Origin of the sequence: Maribellus mangrovi (genome assembly GCF_037646455.1) — a bacterium.
Lineage (GTDB): Bacteria > Bacteroidota > Bacteroidia > Bacteroidales > Prolixibacteraceae > Draconibacterium > Draconibacterium mangrovi_A.
Genome location: NZ_JBBIXN010000004.1, coordinates 449,600 through 468,081 on the forward strand (window position 1 = coordinate 449,600; position 18,482 = coordinate 468,081).

The window sequence follows — 18,482 nt, forward strand, 5'->3', positions numbered from 1 at the left end:
GTGCAAGTTGTACCGGTTTTTTTTGCCCATTTTTCAGGCCATTTTTTTCCTTTCCGTATTGCGTCTGAATTGCTATATTTGATAAGTACTAACAAAAACCATCTTATGAAAAAGTTACAGCTAGTCTTTGCTTTTCTGTTAACCTTCTCAACCGTATTTGCGCAGGATGATGAAATAATCAAACAGGGCTGGAAATTAAGTGGTCTGCTACCTGCCATAAGTTTTGATTCGGATCTTGGATTTCAGTATGGTGGGTTGATTGAGTTCAGTGACTATGGAAATGGTAGTCGTTTCCCTACGCCAGACCATCATTTATATCTGGAGGTTTCAAGGTTTACAAAGGGAAGCGGTATAAACCGTTTTTATTATGATTCTGACAAACTTATTAAAGGCATATTGTTGTTTGTCGATTTAAGTTACCTGTCGGATATGGCTTACGATTTTTACGGATTCAATGGTTTTGATGCTGTTTATAATGCAGATTGGGTAGACGATTCGCAACCGGATGATGTATACAAATCAAGGGTGTTTTATAAATATGACCGTAAAATGTTCCGTTTTAAAACCGATTTTCAGGGGAAGCTCTCGGGAGAACATTTACGCTGGTCGACAGGTTTAACGTTGTTCAATTTTAAATTGGCTTCGGTTGATGTGGATAAACTAAATAAAGGAAGGGATGAAGATGATGAAAAATATTTGCCTGATATTAACGGACTCTACGATAAATATGTTGATTGGGGGATTATTCCTGAAGATGAAGCCAATGGTGGTTTTATTCCTTCGTTAAAAGCAGGTTTGGTTTACGATACACGCGATTTTAACAAAAGTCCGTCAGAAGGAATCTGGACCGAGATAATTTTGGAAGGTGCTCCCGAATTATTGGGAGCTGAAAGTTCGTTCCTGAAAATGAGTTTAATACATCGACAATATTTTCCCATTATTCAGAAAAAACTTGTACTGGCCTATCGGTTAAGTTACCAGACTACCCTTTCAGGGCATACTCCGTTTTACTATCAGACACAGGTACTGACCTCTGAATTACGGACTGCGATGTCAGAGGGTCTTGGAGGAGGCAGCACGTTAAGAGGGATTTTAAGAAACCGTGTGGTTGGTGATGGATATTTTTTGGGGAATCTTGAAGGTCGCTGGAGATTTGCAAATTTCAAAATAGGCAATAATGCTTTTTACACCGGCTTGGTTGGGTATACTGATTTTGGCAGGGTAACCAATAAAATTAAGGTTAATACTGAAAATGTATCTGAGATAGCAGATTATTTTGAAAATGATGCTGAAAAGCTGCATTTTTCATATGGCGCTGGTTTGCGCGTTGCCATGAATGAAACTTTCATATTGAGGGTAGATTACGGTCTTGCCAGTGATTCCCGCGATGGTAAAAGCGGAATGTATGTTGGGTTGAATTATTTGTTCTGATTAATAAGACTGGAACACTCAGTAACTTCACTACTTAAATACCTTAAAAAATGAAAAAGATAACTTATTTAATCGGAGCCATTTTCTTTGTTGGAATTCTATCTGTTTCCTGTATTAATGCCAATAAGAAGTCAGCTTCAGTAAACAACGGAATTTCGCAGGATTCGCTGGAAGTAGCCTGCGAAAAAGTTCAGGAATATATCGACGGTGGTAAACTGGCCGGAATTTCTGCAATGGTCGTGAAAGACAACGAAACCGTTTTGAAGCAAAATTTTGGTCATGCTGATATCGAAAATCAGAAACCGGTTGAGGATAACACTATTTTTCGGATTTATTCAATGACAAAGCCAATAACGGCTGCAGCCCTTATGACCTTGTATGATGAAGGTAAATTTCAACTGGACGATGAAGTTTCGAAATACATTCCGGAATTTGAAAATACACAGGTTTATAATCCCGAAACCCGGAAACTGGAGCCTCAGATCAATAAAATGACGATCCGACACCTGTTAACACATACTTCAGGATTGACATACGGGTGGGATCAGAATGCTTATGTCGATTCCCTGTACAGGGTTACAGAAGCAGCCGGTTGGAATAAACCGCTCGAAGAGATGGTGAAAGTCCTTGCCGAAATCCCCTTAAAACATCAGCCGGGAACGACCTGGGAATATAGTGTTTCGATTGATGTTGCCGGTTATATCTGCGAGGTTTTATCGGGAATGTCATTGGACCAGTTCTTTAAAACCCGGATTTTTGATCCGCTGAAAATGGAAGACTCCGGTTTTTATGTTCCCGAAGAAAAACACGATCGTTTTGCTGTGCTTTATAATATGGATGAAAACGGCAAGTTAACAGGTGCCGATGATCCGGACGACAATTTTAAGCGCAAACCGGTCCTGTTTTCAGGTGGCGGTGGGGGAGTTTCAACGATCGACGATTATTCGCGATTTGGACGGATGTTAATCAACGGCGGCGAACTGGATGGTGTGAGGATTTTACAGGAATCAACTGTGAATCTAATTATGTCGAACCAGCTACCCGAGAGTGTTGATTATGAAAACGGCGGCCAGTACGGGCTTGGTGGATCGGTAGATCCTGAAACAGGCAGGTACGGTTGGAGCGGTGCCGCCTCAACGCACTTTGTTGCCGATCCGGAGAATAAAATGGTGGTCCTGGCTTTAACACAGCTTATGCCATTTGATATCCGTTATGCCCAACAGTTTGTTGAAGATGTTGAAAATGCGGTAATTAAATAGTCGAACGCTGTTTTAATTCATTGCTAAACTTTATTCTATTTTTTAATCCCGACAGGTTAACTGAACTGAAACGCTATTTTTGTGTGCATGCGCAAAAAAGTTTTTGTTTTCGATTTGGATTTTACCTTGTGGGACGCCGGAGGAACCTGGTGCGATACGACCAATCCGCCATATCGCTGGAAAGATGATCGTTTAACTGACCGATATAACCGATGGATCAGGTTGTATCCCGACGTAGAACGTATCCTCGTTGAACTGCATAAAAGTGGAAAATACATTGTGGCAGCATCGCGCACGTATCGCCCCAACTGGGCCAACGATCTTTTGCATTTATTGGAAATCGATCGTTTTTTCCACCTGAAAGAAATTTATCCGGCCGATAAAACCAAACATTTCAGAAATATTCAGCAGCATTTTGATCTGCCGTATACCGAAATGGTATTTTTTGATGATGAATACCGGAACATTGTTGATGTTGAAAACCTTGGCGCTGAAGCCGTTTTTGTGGATGATGGCATCAAATGCAATCACGTAGAACCTTTTCTGTAAATTGTGATTCGCTAAAATTTTAGTCAACAAAAAAGGAGTGAAGGCGAACCAACACTCCTTTGAATAATAATTAAACAGCAATTATAGTGTAACAGACGTGCTTACATTTTTTGCTTTGCGCGAAACATATTCCAGTTTCACTTCGCCTTTTCCTTCAATAATAAATTCATATTCGGCTTTACTGTTTCCGGGCATAGCAAAGAACTGAATTTCAGGTTTTTCCTCTTTATAGCTGACCTGATCGAGGCGATAATCATTTATTTTGCCGCCCGCAACAACTTTTGCACCGCTAACTTTCAGATGGTCCTGAGCATACAGTTTGTCCTTAAATGCTTGTGCTGTCATCGAAGATAATCCGTTTTTGTTTTCCAGACGAACACGAACCCTGTTCAGGTTTTTATCCAATTCTTTAACTTCAAAAACCTTCATTTCAATTTCCGGTGTTTCACTTGCAGCCAACAACACTACCGAAGAATTCCGGTGTACGAGTTCAGGAAGCATAAACGGGTGAGGCAGACGAGAGCTCATTTTTACCCATCCGCCAATCTCAATTTCACCATAAACAGGATGATCGTATTTTTTCCATTCTTTGTATAATTCGCCCTGTACTACTTTGTCGTTAAATTCCAGTTGTTCGCGGCTGCGTTCAACACCTCCGCCACGGTCGCCGTTGTATTTGGCAGCTTTGGGTTCTTCAGAATAGGTTTCCTGAGAGCGCATAAACAATTCACCTACCAGTGAATATGAACCGAAAACAAAGAAGAATTGTCCGTCGGTATCACCGTAAGTTGGATACAGGTCGTACGATGGCATATAAACATATCCCGGTGTAATTTTAATGGCTTCTTTCCCGATTACATCGTAGGCAGCAACATCAGATTGTGGCAGTGTTACTGACTTTTCTGCAGGTGCACGCAACCACATTCCTCCGTTGTTGTGAAAAGCAAAGTTTACGATGATATTGGGGTGTTTGGCCACATAATCGTTAATGGCTTTCATTCCAACTCCTGAGAACGGAAAATCGCCGGCACCGCGTTGAACGTAAGGTGGCATCCAGTTATAACCCCAGTTACGGTTCGGGTCAACATAACCTTCTGCATCTTCGTTAAAACGTCCGTCGCCGTCGTTGTCGATTCCTTCGGAACCTAAAATGGTATATTCTCCTTTTTCACCGGGTTTCACACGAACCATAATTCGCGGATCTTCCGGATCGGCCTTATATTCTCCGTTCGGATCTTTTATCCGCATCTGGCAAATGCTCCCATCACCGTCGAGATCGTCGGGGCCATCTTCATCAAACAAACCGTCGTTGTCGTCATCTTTCGGAATACGAAGACTCCGGCTTGAATGCATGGTATTGGCATCGTCGAAAAAGTGAGCCCGTCCATCGACATTAACAACCGGACAGATGTAGTGGGTATTTCGATCGACAGCCTTGGTTATTTTATCGTTTTTGCCGTATTTGGTGAGCAGCATATTTGCATAATACAAACAAACTTCACCGGCTTGAATTTCATTACCGTGAATGTTACCGTCTACCCAAACACCGGGTTTTTCAAGCTCGGCACCCGTTTCAGTATTATTGATCTTCAGCACATAAATTTTACGGCCTTCTTCACTTTCTCCAATCGCCTCTAGTGTAGTAAGCTTTGGGTAGGCTGCGTGAAGGACTTCAAGTGCTTGTACTACATCTTCGTAATTGTAGTATCGGTCGAAACGCAGCGGCACTGCTATTTCTGAATCATCGGCTGCCCAAACCGACAGTGCCAATGAAAATATTGCTATGAATGAAAATATCTTTCGTACCATGATTAACCTCCAATATTTAATTGTTTAACAACATCGGTAAACACTGCTGATTCCAGGGTGGCAGTAACATCACTCTTATTGGCTTTAATCAGCCAACTCAGTTTTTTTACCTGGTTGGCTCCAACACTGCCAACGGGTGTACGCATTTTTCCTTCCAGCAGTTCAATATCGCCATCAAGCACCAGTACCAGCGGAGCCGGTTGATTATTGCGTTGTCCCATCGAGGTAGGGTAGGGCAAATCGCCATTGTTGGCTACAAAGATTTCGAGTTTGTAGATACCACCTCCCATGTCGGTTATTTTTTCATCGGCAATTTCAAAATCGGGGAGTTTTGTTGAAAGTTTCAAAAGCCAGGGAAGCTGAATCTTTGCGAGCGAGTCGATCAAAGCCGGTTTTGGCGTGGTTTCAAGGTAGGGTGCGTATCCACCAACTTCAACTTCGCCAAAGTCAGGATGCTTAACTTTTTCCCAGCTTACAAATCCTGCTCCGTCAAATTCTTTTTCAGAATAGGCAAGTAAGGCTTTGTCTTTTTCGCTGAGCTCGTCCTCTTTTTCAGGTTTAGGCATTTGCTTCATCATGCCAACCATTTGTTTTGGCGTCACGCGTCCGCTTTCCATCATTTTAATCACACCCTCGGCGTTAAACCGTTCAGGTGCATTATTGGCTTTCAGAAATGCGCTGATCTTATCTTCTCCCAATGCTACAAATTCATCAGCACTTAATTTCTCCACATCATCCATCGAAAGAGCATCTTCGTCTGCTTTCTTCTCTTCCTTTACTTTCGGAACAGTAAACAAATTCATACTAAAAGAAGGAACGCCAAGATGATAATAAGCCCAGAGTTCGAATGAACCGTCTTTGGCCGGTTCCGGATCCAGTGTTTCAGTATTGAATTTAGCCGACTCCAGGTATTTTTTATAGGCTTCCGAGAATTCTTTATAAAAAACCAGGTCTTCCTGTTGTGGATTTACGGCAGCTCCAAGTCCAAGAAAACCGGCTACCATTGAAGGTGTAACTTCCATTCCGGCAGGAACCTGTGCTTTAAACAGCTCAATCACTTCATCCATCGAATATGTTTTCGAAACGTCGATCCCAAACATCCTGCCGTATCGAGCCGGAATTTTTATGTTTTCGAGGTTAGCACCGCCTTTTCTGCCACCTTTGGGCGGAACAAGGCAGAAGTTCGAAGTTCCGAGTGTATAAACCATGGCAATGTTGGGCCGGTCGAAAATAAAACGCATAATGCCGTAAACTTCAGGTGTTTCACCGGGATAGTGTCCTGCTCCATCTTTTCTGTAAGGGAAAAGGTGCGGAAAAGTGATCCCCACATTTATTCCGCCGACACCATCTTCGTTGTATTGGCCATCTTTATCGTTGTCGATACCTTCGGTGTAAACTTTATAAACACCTCTTTCGCCTTTACCGGCATTGGCTTTATCCATAATTCGGGCATCGTTTTTCGAAACAATGTATTTCCCTTCCAGGTCCTTTACGCGCATTTGCGTAATCAAACCGTCGCCGTTTAAATCGTCTGCACCATCTTCATCAATGTTCTCATCTCCATCGTTATTAATAACAAAGAGGTTCGTGCTCTTCCCTGTTTTTACTTCTGAAAAATAATCGAGCGAAGCATCCGGATTCGGCTGTGGCATAATGTACCACTTTACGTTCTCGGTATAAGTACTCGAATCGAGAAGCATTTGTGCAAAATAAAGTGCACCTTCAGTCGATAAGGGAACGTTTCCTTCGAGGTTTGCTCCAACAAAAATAGCGGGAACATCATCAAGGCCGGTTCCAATTTCGAGTACGCTTACCGGATGACCTCCGGGGCTTTCAGCAATCTGGTGTAACTTGACATTTCCTGAGCTCCCCAGTTTTTTAAGTATCTGCTGGACTTCCTCCGGACTGTGGTATTTGTCGAAAGAAGACGCAGCCTGAGCTGCCAGCCGGTTGACCGAAAAGATCAGGCAAGCCGACAGGATCAAACAGTACAGTTTCTTTAGCATAATAAATGATTTTTTATAGAATTAATGTTGTCAAAATCTTATTTGATTTGCATGATTCGGTTCATATTGTTAGGAAACAGGAGCGGAAAATTACATTTTTTTAGAAATAAAACACAATCCAATACAAATCTTTTTGTAAAAAGTACAGGATTTTCTTTTTGTAAACCAAAAAAGGAAATGGAAACTTATGTTATCGGAAGAGTTAATAAAGACGAACAATTTTAACCGGAATTTTTGTAGGAACAATGAATAAACAATATCTTTAAAAGCTTTTAATCTGAACCATAATTCTTAACTGAATGAACCACACTAAATCTTTAATTTGGAGAGTTTCATTATTCATGTTGATCTCTCTTTTCACCTTTTCGGCACGGTCCGAAACCAATCCTGTTAGATTGTTATGCGAGTACCATCAAAATCCAATCGGCATCGATGTTATTGAGCCGCGTTTGAGCTGGCAACTCGAAAGCAACGAAAACGAAGTATTACAGACTGCCTATCAAATCTGGGTAGCGGGCAGTGAAACTGACTTGAGTGCCGGAAACCTGATTTGGGATTCCGGGAAGACCACATCCGATCAATCAGTTAATGTTGCCTATGGCGGTCCTGCGGTTCCGTCAATGGAACGCCGGTGGTGGCAGGTGCGTGTTTGGGACAACAAAGGCAATGAGAGCAGCTGGAGTACGCCTGCATACTGGGAAACAGGTATTTTAAAGCCTGAACTTTGGCAAGCTTCCTGGATAAGTTTGCCCGATGAATCTGAAAGTAAAGCATCGTTGCCGGTGCAGTATTACCGTAATGATTTTAAGACCGGTGCCAACATCGCTTCCGCCCGGCTTTATGTGAGTGCCAAAGGATTATACGAAATGTATATCAATGGCAAGAAAGTGGGAGATCAGTTATTCACTCCCGGCTGGACCAGTTACAAAAACAGAATTCAGTACCAGACTTACGATGTTACCGAATTGCTGAATGACGAAAATGCAATTGCAGCAAAATTGGGTGATGGCTGGTATCGCGGATTTATTGGTTTTAGCGGACAGCGAAATTACTACGGAGATCAACTTGCCCTTATCGCTCAGTTAAAAATTGAATACGACGATGGAAGGATAGAAACGATTGTTACCGACGAAAACTGGAAGGTTGGTAACGGACCCATTCTGAAATCAGACATTTATAATGGTGAATTTTACGATGCTAACCTGGAGATGCCGGGGTGGAAAACCGCAGGATATGATGATTCATCTTGGAAAGCTGCTACTGTACTTGAAGGTTCAAAAGAGGTGCTAGTTGCTACTCAAGGAGAGCCGGTAAAAGCCGTTGAAGAAATTAAGCCAATAGCGTTTATTACCACTCCAAAAGGAGAAATGGTGTACGATATGGGCCAGAATATGGTAGGATGGGTGCGCGTGAAATTAAGCGGAACCGTCGGGGATGCTGTGCAACTTCAATTTGCGGAAGTACTGGATAAAGAAGGGAATTTTTACACCGCCAATTTGCGTGCGGCCAAAGCCACTGATACCTATATTTTTGGTGAAAGCGGTGAAGTAACTTACGAGCCTTCGTTTACTTTTCATGGTTTCAGGTACGTTAAAATTACGGGTGTTGAAAATGCTCCAGATCCAAAGGATTTGACCGGTGTTGTTATTTATTCAGATATGCCGTCAACCGGAAGTTTTGAGTGCAGCAATCCAATGATCAATCAATTACAACACAACATTCGCTGGGGACAAAAAGGTAATTTCCTGGATGTTCCGACTGATTGTCCGCAACGCGACGAGCGACTGGGCTGGACGGGTGATGCACAGGTTTTTAGTATGACTGCCGGATTTAATTTTAATGTAGCTCCGTTTTACACTAAATGGGAGAAAGATATTGCGCTCGATCAACTCGATAACGGGAAAGTACCAAATGTGATTCCAGATGTATTAAATGGTGGTGGAGGAGCTACCGGGTGGGCCGATGCTGTTGCCATAATACCGTGGACCGTGTATAAAATATACGGCGATACAAGGATGATGGAAGAAAGTTACCCCGCCATTCAAAAATGGATCGGCTATATGCAAAGCAGGGCAGGAGAAGATTACCTGTGGACCGGCGATTACCATTTTGGCGATTGGCTGGCTTTTGCAACAACGCATTCCGATTACCCAGGGGCTACAACTGAAAAAGACTTGCTGGCCACAGCTTATTTTTATTACACCACAACCCTGGCCGAAAAGATGGCCGGGATACTTGATAAAAAGGAGGATGAGCAGAACTATAACAAACTCGCTGGAAACATTAAAAAAGCGTTTGTAGCGGAGTTTATCACACCCAACGGCCGCCTGGTTTCGCATACACAAACAGCGTATGTTTTGGCATTGTCTTTTGGTCTTGTTCCCGACGATCGTGTGGATCAGGCTGCGAATTACCTGGCTAAAGATGTGGAGAAATTTGGTCACCTGACCACAGGATTTTTAGGAACACCGCTTTTGTGTCATACCTTATCGGCAATTGGCCGCGACGACCTGGCTTATCGTTTGCTGAACCGCACTCAATATCCTTCGTGGTTGTACCCCGTAACCCAGGGAGCGACTACCATTTGGGAACGCTGGGATGGACAAAAACCCGATGGAAGTTTCCAGGATGTCGGGATGAACAGTTTTAATCATTATGCTTACGGTGCCATTGGCGATTGGTTGTACAGCCGCGTGGCTGGAATAAAAATCGATGAGAACCACCCCGGATACAAACATTTTATTTTGGCTCCTCATCCAGGGGGAGGCCTGACTTATGCAAAAGCAACTTTCGAATCGGTTCATGGAACCATCGTGTCGGATTGGAAAATAGACGGCAACAAGATGAAGTATGATGTTGAAGTACCTGCCAATACAACGGCGAGCGTCATACTGCCGGATACCGGAAATTCAGGAGTTGAAACAAATGCAGATGGAGAACAACGGCATGTTGGAAATGATACCGAAATTTACTTAGGATCAGGCAAATACAGCTTCTCTTATACAATGGATTTAAATGAATAAACAAAATAGATTATGAAGGGTAAGAAAGTAGTTCTGTTCCTATTAACAGGTCTTCTGCTAAATGGAGTGGTATTCGCTCAGAATGGCTGGACAGATCTGTTCAACGGAAAAGATTTGAAGGGATGGAAACAGTTGAACGGCGAGGCAAAGTACGAAGTGCTTGATGGAGTGATTGTTGGTACAACGGTGGCCAATACTCCCAATTCGTTTTTATGCACCGAAAAGAATTATGGGGATTTTGTTTTGGAGCTTGAGTTGTTCGTCGATCCGGATATGAATTCAGGCATACAGTTCCGAAGTGAGAGTTTGCCGGAGTACAATAACGGGCGAGTTCATGGCTACCAGTGCGAAGTCGATCCGTCAGACAGGGCGTGGAGTGCAGGAATCTACGATGAAGCACGAAGAGGATGGTTGTACACATTGGATATCAATCCTTCGGCTAAAACAGCGTTGAAATTAGGAGAATGGAATAAATACCGGATTGAATGCATTGGAAATTCCATACGCACCTGGCTCAACGGAATTCCGGTGGCGCATCTTATCGATGATATGACGGCTAAAGGTTTTATCGCACTTCAGGTACACGGTATAGGGAATAACAAGGAACATGAGGGACGACAGATCAAGTGGCGTAACATTCGTATTAAATCCGACAATTTAAAACCGGCTCCGTACGAAGGTGTCCCTGTAGTGAATTTAGTACCGAATAATTTGAGTGAGGCCGAAAAACAGCAGGGATTTTCACTGCTGTTCGATGGTAAATCGACAAAACAATGGAAAAGTGCCAATGGGGAAAATTTCCCTGAAAAAGGCTGGGAGGTTGAAAATGGAACGCTTAGCGTTTTATCGGGTGTAAATGGAGGTGATATTGTTACCCGCAAAGAATTTGGCCCCTTTGAATTTAAGTTCGACTTCATGTTTACCGAAGGCGCAAACAGCGGCGTTAAATACGGCATTGGCAATAATGGCTCTTCGATCGGTCTCGAGTACCAAATACTGGATGATGAAAAACATCCTGATGCAAAAAACGGAGTAGTGGGCAACCGCACGCTGGCTTCACTTTACGATCTGATTCCGGCCGAAAAGGAAAACCGCTTTGTGAAAGGAGCCAATCAGTGGAATCGGGGGCGGATCCTTGTATTTCCCGACGGTAAAGTGCAACATTGGCTGAATGGAAGAAAGGTGGTAGAATATACGCGCAGTAATAACATATACAGAGCCCTGGTTGCACGAAGTAAATACGCCGACTACGAAGGATTTGGGATGGCCGAAAAAGGCCCGATTTTATTACAGGATCATCACGATACTGTTCACTTTAGAAGTTTAAAAATTAGAGAATTATAATATGACAAACCGAAGAGATTTTTTAAGGAAATTATCAGCAGGAACGGCAGGTGTTGCTGTTGGCGGTGCGGCAATGGGAATGTCGGCCAAAAGCTACAACAGGATTATTGGTGCGAACGATAAACTAAACGTTGCGATTATGGGACTGGGACGCCGACTAGGAGCATATACTGCACCGATTGCACGCAAAGAGAGCAATGTTGAATTGCGCTACTTGTGCGATGTAATGGAACACCAGCGTACACGGGCTGCCGAGCGTTTCTCAAGAGTGCTGGATTACAAGCCAAAGCTCGAGAATGATTTCCGGAACGTACTTGAAGACAAGGAGGTGGATGCCATTTTTAATGCTACGCCCGACCACTGGCATACTCCGGGAGCAATAATGTCGATGCAGGCCGGCAAACATGTCTATGTAGAAAAACCCTGCAGTCATAATATGTACGAAAACGAATTGATTGTTAAGGCGGCCAACAAATACAACAAAGTGGTACAAATGGGGAACCAGCAGCGTTCTTCGAATCATTCCATCGAGATCATTAAGGAAATTCACAACGGAATAATCGGAGTGCCTTATCGTGCGGTGGCTTTTTACATTAATACCCGTGGTGAAGTTCCGGTGCAGAAAAAAGCGGCGGTACCAACCGGCCTGGACTGGGAAATCTGGCAAGGGCCGGCGATCCATCGCGATTATACTTCGGAAACCTGGGATTACAACTGGCACTGGTATGGCTGGAATTACGGAACCGGAGAAACCGGGAACAATGCCACGCACGAACTCGATATTGCACGCTGGGCGCTTCAGGTTGAATTGCCAGACAGCGTTTATGTGGAAGCTGCTAAGCGCCATTTCTTTGATGACGGCTGGGAAATGTACGACACCATGGATGCTACCTTTAAGTTTCCGGGTGATAAAGTCATTAAATGGGATGGACGAAGCCGTAGTGGTCAGAATACCTACGGTTTGGGTGGTCGTGGTACCCTGATCTTTGGAAGCGAAGGAACCGTATTTGTGGATCGTGGCAGGTACATTGTTTACGATCGTGCAGGTAAAATTGTGAAGGAATTTGATTCAGGCTCAAATGAAGCCGGAACAGCACTCGGAGGTGGGGGTGATGCATCAACTGCGCATGTTGTGAACTGGTTCGAAACCATTCGCGGAAAAGACAGTTTGCGCAGTCCGATCGATGTTGGTGCAATAAGTCAGACCATGGTGCACTATGCGAATGTCGCTTACCGCATCGGTCATGGATTCGACATTGATAATAAAACCGGCGTGATGTATGATCGTGATGCCATGAAATTGTGGGGCCGCGAATACGATCCGAACTGGACGCCAAAAATATAAAATGCTTCAAAGTACTTCTAAAGAAAGGATCTTCTTTGGAGGATCCTTTCTTTGTTTGTAGCGGCAGTTTTAGGTATTCTCAGCTACTTTTGTAATTTTATGCCGATATAACCAATAAGCGTCAAACCTATGTCGGGGAAACAGATTTTTAGTGATTCTTTTATTGCCTTTGGAGCACAGTGCGATGTCGTTTTTCCTGATATAGATGCCGAACACGCCAAAGATCTTCTTCAAAACATAAAAAAAAGCGTTTCCCAGATCGAACTGGCCATAAGTCGGTCGGAGGAGGTGGCCGAAATTTGGCAAATCAATCAGGCCAGTGAGAACGAATGGTTAACACTTAGTGAAGATTTTACCGATATGCTGAACTTCAGCATGGATTTTTTCGATATGAGCAATGGCGCGCTCGATGTAACGATGGCTCCCTTAATCCAACTCTGGGAATCCAACGAAGATCCGACAGAATTGGAGCTTGAGGAAACACAAAAAAAATGTGGTCTGGATAATGTTAAATTCGAGCCCGAGCTGAAAAGGATGATGTTCCTAAAACCGGGAATGGAATTTGATTTTACAGTACTTGAGAAAGCCTATGCGCTCGACGTGCTGAAAGAAGAACTGATACAGGAGGAAACATTAAGTGGCATTGTAAGTATGGAGGAAGAAGCAGTGCTGGCACTTGGAAAACATCCCGAGGGTGATGACTGGCCGATGGGCATTCGTAACCTGGAAAATCCCAATGAATTTCTTCATGTGTTCGAACTGAACAACCAGTGTATAGTAAGTGCAGGCACGGTTTATCTCAACTTTGAAACCGGAAAAATACAGGACAGGAAGGTGGTAAGTCCCGAATTGGGCTACTGCGTTGAAGGCCGGAAGACTGTTTCGGTAAAAGCCAACTCAGCTTTAATGGCCGCGTTTATCGCACACATCTGGTTGATCTTACCTGAAAATGATAAAGCGATCATTGCCGATCAACTGGAGCAGGTAGAAATTTTTGAAGCAGAATACCTGGACGATGACATCAAAACAAAACAGACCATAATAGAAGGAGGGTCCGGTTATGAATCATAAAAAGTCCATTCTTCTTGTCTTATTTCTTATTGCTTTTACATCGTTGAGTGCACAGCTTTCGATGAAAAAAGTAGATGAGGGAATCGTGATCACGGAAAATGGCTCGGATGTGTTGCTCTACCGCACCGCACGTCAGAATATGGGAGGCTATTGCACCCGTTGCAACTACATACATCCTTTGTATGGTATAAGAGGCGGTGTGCTGACTGAAGATGAGCCCGCAGATCATCCGCACCAGCGAGGAATATTCTGGGCCTGGCATCAGATTCTTATAGATGGTAAGAATGTAGCTGATCAGTGGCTGATGGAACATTATAGTCAGGAGATTGTGGAGTTTGAATTGATGAAGCGAAAAGATGGCAACATTCTCCTGAAGAACGAAGTGAACTGGTTGTCCGATCACTGGAAAGTGATGGGTAAACCGGAACCGTTTATTAACGAGTACACCACCATGGAGATATGGCCGATCGAGGGGAAAATTAGACGTATCGATTTTCAGATCAATTTAAAAGCCCTGGTAAAAGGCGTTCAGTTGGGTGGTTCGGCTGATGATAAAGGTTACGGAGGTTTTTCGGTACGAATGGTATTGCCCGATGATGTTTCGTTCAGCGGTCCTGACGGGATTGTGGAACCCTTGAATACTCCGGTTTCCTCGAAGGGCTACATCAACATTTCCGGTAAAATCGATAACGATAAAAGTGGCGGGATCGTCATTGCCGATCATCCCGACAATCCCGGTTATCCGCAGTCGTGGATACTAAGAGCTAAAAACAGCATGCAAAATGCGGTGTGGCCGGGCAGCGAACCCGTTGATATCAGCACCGAGGATCCGTTGATCCTGAAATATACTTTGTTCGTGTATTCAGGAAAATTAAATGCGCGCAAAATTGAGCGTTTAATTTCCTCGTGGCAATAACGATTAAAGCTTGTCTGTTTTTGACAAGCCGAGCGACTTTTATAATTTTACAGTTCGCACTTTTTATCCGATATATTTTACCAACAACCTGATAGTTCAACCTGATTCAAAATAGTATCATGAATACCAACAGAAGAAAATTTATAAGGAATACAGCCATTGCAACCACTGCAGTGGGAGTGGCTCCCGCAATTTTAAATGCCTGCGCTTCGCCAGGCGAAACAGTTAATGTGGCACTTCTTGGATGCCGCTCGATGGGATTTAATGACCTGCAAAGTTTTTTGCGTGAAGGTAACAATGTAAACTGTGTGGCTTTGTGCGACGTTGATAGTAAGATTCTTGATTCAAGGGCTGCTCAACTCGAAAAAGAAACAGGGACACGTCCGCTTACTTTTGGTGATTACCGCCGGGTGCTTGAAAATCCGGATGTAGATGTGGTGATTATCGGAACGCCCGACCACTGGCATGCCCATATGATGATGGATGCCCTGGAAGCCGGAAAACATGTGTACGTGGAAAAACCCATGGGGCACAGCATTGAAGAATGCAATGCCATGGTGGCTGCGCAGCAGAAATATCCCGATTTAAAAGTACAGGTGGGCATGTGGCAACGTAGTTCGAAACACTGGTTCGAAGCTTCGGAAATTGTAAAATCGGGCGAATTGGGCGATGTACACCTGGTAAAAGCCTGGATCTATAAAGGCTATGATACTCCATATCCTGTGATGCCCGACGAAACGGCACCCGATTATGTGGATTATGATATGTGGCTGGGGCCGGCACCAAAACGCCCATTTAACCTCAACCGATTTCACTATAATTTCCGCTGGTGGTGGGATTACGCAGGAGGCGCCATGACTGACTGGGGCGTTCACCTGCTCGATTTTGCACTATACGCCATGGATGCCGGAATGCCGGAATCGATATCGCCCGGAGGTGGTATCTATTACCATAAAAAAGGCGCTATTGAAACTCCCGATATTCAGCAGGCGATTTATGCGTACCCAAATCATACGATGATCTGGGAATCGGGATTGAATCCCGGAATCGGGCCGTATCAGCGGAGTCATGGTGTGGCATATGTAGGACAGAAAGGGACTTTGGTAGTTTCGCGCGGAGGCTACGAACTGATTCCCGATCACAGCAACGCATTAAAAGGACCGTTCTTCGAAGCGAGGTCTCAGGAAGCTTATGGTGACGGATTGAACGAACACGTGGTGAATTTCCTTGATTGCATCAGAAAAGGCGGCGATGTTAACGCACCGGTCGAAGTGGGAGCAAAAACGGCCATTGTGTCCGAAATGGGAAATATTGCGTACCGGGTAGGGCAGCGAATTCACTGGAACGACCAAAGCAAGTCGTTTAATGAAGCTACAGCAAACGATTTAATAAAATTAAACTACAATCCCGACTGGCCACAGCCCAAAGTGTAATGCTGTTCCGTTTTTTTTTGATGAAATAAATTGCATGCCTTTGCGGCAGCGGTAAAAGGATCCGATCTGTATGCGTTTGAAGCAACACCGATCGGATCCTTCTTTTTTTGTCTTTTCCAATAACATTCGCTCCCGCGCGAATCCTTTCTGCAATCTGCGTGATTTGTTTTTGCCGGCAATAATTTTGATTGATTGGGTTTGTGACATTTAATTTGAGATCAATTTCTGAATAAAGGTTGCAGGATGCGGCGCATGACAGGTTTTATTTTCAGTCAGCTTTCGCATTTGCGCCTTCTATTAATGCTTTTTGTTAACCCCGGGCGACACTTTCCGCCATCCGGCGGTTCGTTTGCCCGGGGCTAAATTATTACGGACTTTCAGCCCGATAACAAAGTTCCTGTTGGGTTTTAGCAAAAAATAAGCGCTGAAAGTGCTTAATACAATAACCCGGGGCAAGTAATTCAACGAATTACGTCGCCCCGGGTAACGAGAATGTGATTTGAATCGTCCGGCGAAAGAAAATGATCGAAGCTAATTGGTTCTCCCGGACGAAATGTAACGGCATTACTATAAAAAGATATGTATAAAGGGTAGCCCGTTGAGTGGAGCTGTCATCCTTTATGGCTCAGAGAGGGATAAAATAAAGAAAATTCCTTTTTTTTATGATTGAGCAGGAATGAAGTTGGTGTAATGCTTTGCTCCCGCGCGAATCCTTTCTTATTTCCGCAGGTAAAAAATTGTGTCTCGCTGATAGCGCAGATTTGCGCAGAAAATTTTTCACCTCAACAGGTAAAAGAAAATCAGCGATATTCAGCGTCATCTGCGTGAAATAAAAAAGTCTTGCAGATTTTAGCTCCGAAAAAGTAAGGATGTTCTCAAATAAAGTGAGGTTATGCTCGAAAAAAGTGAGCCAAACGACTCTTTTTACACCAACGGGCTCGTTTTAAGCGAGCCGGATAAGATAATTGCCCGAAAGCTCCCTGCTTTTTGCTTTTATTTTTATATTTAATGCACCAAAAGTTTTAAACCGTTGAATACGCGCCCGCAAATAAATCTTGAAAAAGGAGAACACCGCCAACAGCAGGTTGTTTTTGTTCGGTTTATATATAAGCAAACAATTATAAACAGGTTGAAAGCGCTCTTCCCGGTGCGTTGGAGTGCTACCAGGAAGTGCTGGTATGTAGTACAGGACGATTTCGATTTGCATTATTTTTTCGAAACATTCAGGCACTATGCTTATATAAATTACGACGATCTGAAAAAGGATAAAAGTGAAGCACCGGAGAAAGAAGCTGCAAAACCAGTACAATATAGCTACCGAACAAGTACTAAACTTCCGGAAGGATACCTCGAAAAGCTTGAACAGAAACGCTACAGTGCCAGCACCATAAAGTCGTATGTGGCCTATATTAAAGATTTCGTCTATTATTTCAGCGAGAGGGATATTGATGAGCTTACTAAAAATGAAATTAACGCATATATTCTTCAACTGATTAAAAAGCAAAAGATCTCTCCGTCGCAACAGAATCAACGGATTAACGCCATAAAATTCTATTACGAGAAAGTGCTGGGAATGCCCGGGCAGTATTATGATATTGAACGCCCGAGGAAAAGCCTGGAGTTGCCGAAGGTAGTGTCGGAACCGGAAATAATGCAAATTCTTGATGCAAGTACCAATCTGAAACATAAAACCATATTGGCTACCATCTATTCGGCCGGGTTACGCCGGAGCGAGATAATAAAGCTGCGAAAAGAAGATGTGGATTTTGACAAAGGAATTATTTTTATTCGAGGCGCAAAAGGTAAAAAAGACCGGATAACTATACTTTCGGATGCCAATGCATGTTTACTGCAAAAGTATCTGATGCAGTACCGGCCCAAATACTGGATGTTTGAAAGCCCTGAAAGAAAGCAATACAATTCATCGAGTATTTCGAAGCTGCTAAGCAAGGCAGTGGCCATAGCAGGATTAAATAAAAGGGTAACCCCTCATATGTTGCGGCATTCGTTTGCCACGCATTTATTGGAGCAAGGAGTTGATATGCGCTATATACAAAATTTGTTGGGCCATGAATCGACAAAAACCACAGAGGTTTACACCCACGTAAGTAAAAGTGCTCTGCACAAAATAAAAAGTCCGTTAGACCGTATTTTTGAGGATAAAACAAACAATAACAGCAATTTACAGCAGTGATAGCTAATAAGATATATATTGCATTGCAACATGCACATACGTTATAGCCAATTATAAAAAAGAAATGAGAATAACCTCAATCATATTTTTTCTACTAATCTC

Annotated in this window: 12 protein-coding genes; 10 read left to right on the top strand and 2 right to left on the bottom strand. The window is 43.4% G+C overall.

The annotated features are described in order from the left end of the window. The first annotated feature begins 105 nt into the window (after window positions 1–105). The 3 genes from omp85 to WFY05_RS17375 all read left to right on the top strand — a co-directional run bounded on the left by omp85 (window position 106) and on the right by WFY05_RS17375 (window position 3,239). The gene (omp85, locus tag WFY05_RS17365) at window positions 106–1,431 is read left to right on the top strand and encodes an Omp85 family outer membrane protein (protein WP_340114180.1); all 1,326 of its coding nucleotides are present in this window, start codon (window positions 106–108) and stop codon (window positions 1,429–1,431) included. Window positions 1,432–1,481: 50 nt separating this feature from the next. Further along, window positions 1,482–2,690 carry a serine hydrolase domain-containing protein gene (locus WFY05_RS17370; RefSeq protein ID WP_340114181.1) on the top strand — a complete coding sequence of 403 codons (1,209 nt, stop codon included), beginning with the start codon at window positions 1,482–1,484 and terminating at the stop codon, window positions 2,688–2,690. Between the two features lie 87 nt (window positions 2,691–2,777). Next, complete coding sequence (locus WFY05_RS17375; protein WP_340114182.1) at window positions 2,778–3,239, top strand: magnesium-dependent phosphatase-1; 462 nt, start codon at window positions 2,778–2,780, stop codon at window positions 3,237–3,239. A gap of 81 nt (window positions 3,240–3,320) precedes the next feature. Here the strand turns inward: WFY05_RS17375 and WFY05_RS17380 are convergent, their stop codons facing one another. Both WFY05_RS17380 and WFY05_RS17385 read right to left on the bottom strand, forming a co-directional pair. Next, the gene (locus WFY05_RS17380) at window positions 3,321–5,048 is read right to left on the bottom strand and encodes a M14 family metallopeptidase (protein WP_340114183.1); all 1,728 of its coding nucleotides are present in this window, start codon (window positions 5,046–5,048) and stop codon (window positions 3,321–3,323) included. A gap of 2 nt (window positions 5,049–5,050) precedes the next feature. Beyond that, a complete protein-coding gene (locus WFY05_RS17385; protein WP_340114184.1) occupies window positions 5,051–7,054 on the bottom strand; it encodes a M14 family metallopeptidase in 2,004 nt (667 codons plus the stop codon). A 299-nt stretch (window positions 7,055–7,353) separates the two neighbouring features. Here WFY05_RS17385 and WFY05_RS17390 point away from each other — a divergent pair, with 299 nt between their 5' ends. From WFY05_RS17390 to xerA, 7 genes are all read left to right on the top strand, one after another. Next, window positions 7,354–10,077 carry a glycoside hydrolase family 78 protein gene (locus WFY05_RS17390; protein WP_340114185.1) on the top strand — a complete coding sequence of 908 codons (2,724 nt, stop codon included), beginning with the start codon at window positions 7,354–7,356 and terminating at the stop codon, window positions 10,075–10,077. A gap of 12 nt (window positions 10,078–10,089) precedes the next feature. Then, the gene (locus WFY05_RS17395; RefSeq protein WP_340114186.1) at window positions 10,090–11,421 is read left to right on the top strand and encodes a 3-keto-disaccharide hydrolase; all 1,332 of its coding nucleotides are present in this window, start codon (window positions 10,090–10,092) and stop codon (window positions 11,419–11,421) included. Between the two features lies 1 nt (window position 11,422). After that, complete coding sequence (locus tag WFY05_RS17400; RefSeq protein WP_340114187.1) at window positions 11,423–12,766, top strand: Gfo/Idh/MocA family oxidoreductase; 1,344 nt, start codon at window positions 11,423–11,425, stop codon at window positions 12,764–12,766. 129 nt (window positions 12,767–12,895) lie between these two features. Then, window positions 12,896–13,837 (top strand): FAD:protein FMN transferase, encoded by a 942-nt coding sequence (locus WFY05_RS17405; protein ID WP_340114188.1) that lies wholly within the window; start codon window positions 12,896–12,898, stop codon window positions 13,835–13,837. After that, window positions 13,827–14,753, top strand: a complete 927-nt coding sequence (locus WFY05_RS17410) for a DUF6807 domain-containing protein (protein WP_340114189.1) — start codon at window positions 13,827–13,829, stop codon at window positions 14,751–14,753. The genes WFY05_RS17405 and WFY05_RS17410 overlap by 11 nt, the downstream gene beginning before the upstream one ends. A 119-nt stretch (window positions 14,754–14,872) precedes the next feature. After that, entirely contained in the window at window positions 14,873–16,186 is a 1,314-nt protein-coding gene (locus WFY05_RS17415) for a Gfo/Idh/MocA family protein (RefSeq protein WP_340114190.1), read from the top strand. A gap of 1,030 nt (window positions 16,187–17,216) precedes the next feature. Next, window positions 17,217–18,380, top strand: a complete 1,164-nt coding sequence (gene xerA / locus WFY05_RS17420; RefSeq protein ID WP_340114191.1) for a site-specific tyrosine recombinase/integron integrase — start codon at window positions 17,217–17,219, stop codon at window positions 18,378–18,380. Window positions 18,381–18,482: the final 102 nt, after the last annotated feature.

What these genes read in the sequence shown, in the direction of transcription:
- omp85 (WP_340114180.1), top strand. Translation starts at nt 106, where the DNA reads ATGAAAAAGTTACAGCTAGTCTTTGCTTTTCTGTTAACCTTCTCAACC.
- WFY05_RS17370 (WP_340114181.1), top strand. Translation starts at nt 1,482, where the DNA reads ATGAAAAAGATAACTTATTTAATCGGAGCCATTTTCTTTGTTGGAATT.
- WFY05_RS17375 (WP_340114182.1), top strand. Translation starts at nt 2,778, where the DNA reads ATGCGCAAAAAAGTTTTTGTTTTCGATTTGGATTTTACCTTGTGGGAC.
- WFY05_RS17380 (WP_340114183.1), bottom strand. Translation starts at nt 5,048, where the DNA reads ATGGTACGAAAGATATTTTCATTCATAGCAATATTTTCATTGGCACTG.
- WFY05_RS17385 (WP_340114184.1), bottom strand. Translation starts at nt 7,054, where the DNA reads ATGCTAAAGAAACTGTACTGTTTGATCCTGTCGGCTTGCCTGATCTTT.
- WFY05_RS17390 (WP_340114185.1), top strand. Translation starts at nt 7,354, where the DNA reads ATGAACCACACTAAATCTTTAATTTGGAGAGTTTCATTATTCATGTTG.
- WFY05_RS17395 (WP_340114186.1), top strand. Translation starts at nt 10,090, where the DNA reads ATGAAGGGTAAGAAAGTAGTTCTGTTCCTATTAACAGGTCTTCTGCTA.
- WFY05_RS17400 (WP_340114187.1), top strand. Translation starts at nt 11,423, where the DNA reads ATGACAAACCGAAGAGATTTTTTAAGGAAATTATCAGCAGGAACGGCA.
- WFY05_RS17405 (WP_340114188.1), top strand. Translation starts at nt 12,896, where the DNA reads ATGTCGGGGAAACAGATTTTTAGTGATTCTTTTATTGCCTTTGGAGCA.
- WFY05_RS17410 (WP_340114189.1), top strand. Translation starts at nt 13,827, where the DNA reads ATGAATCATAAAAAGTCCATTCTTCTTGTCTTATTTCTTATTGCTTTT.
- WFY05_RS17415 (WP_340114190.1), top strand. Translation starts at nt 14,873, where the DNA reads ATGAATACCAACAGAAGAAAATTTATAAGGAATACAGCCATTGCAACC.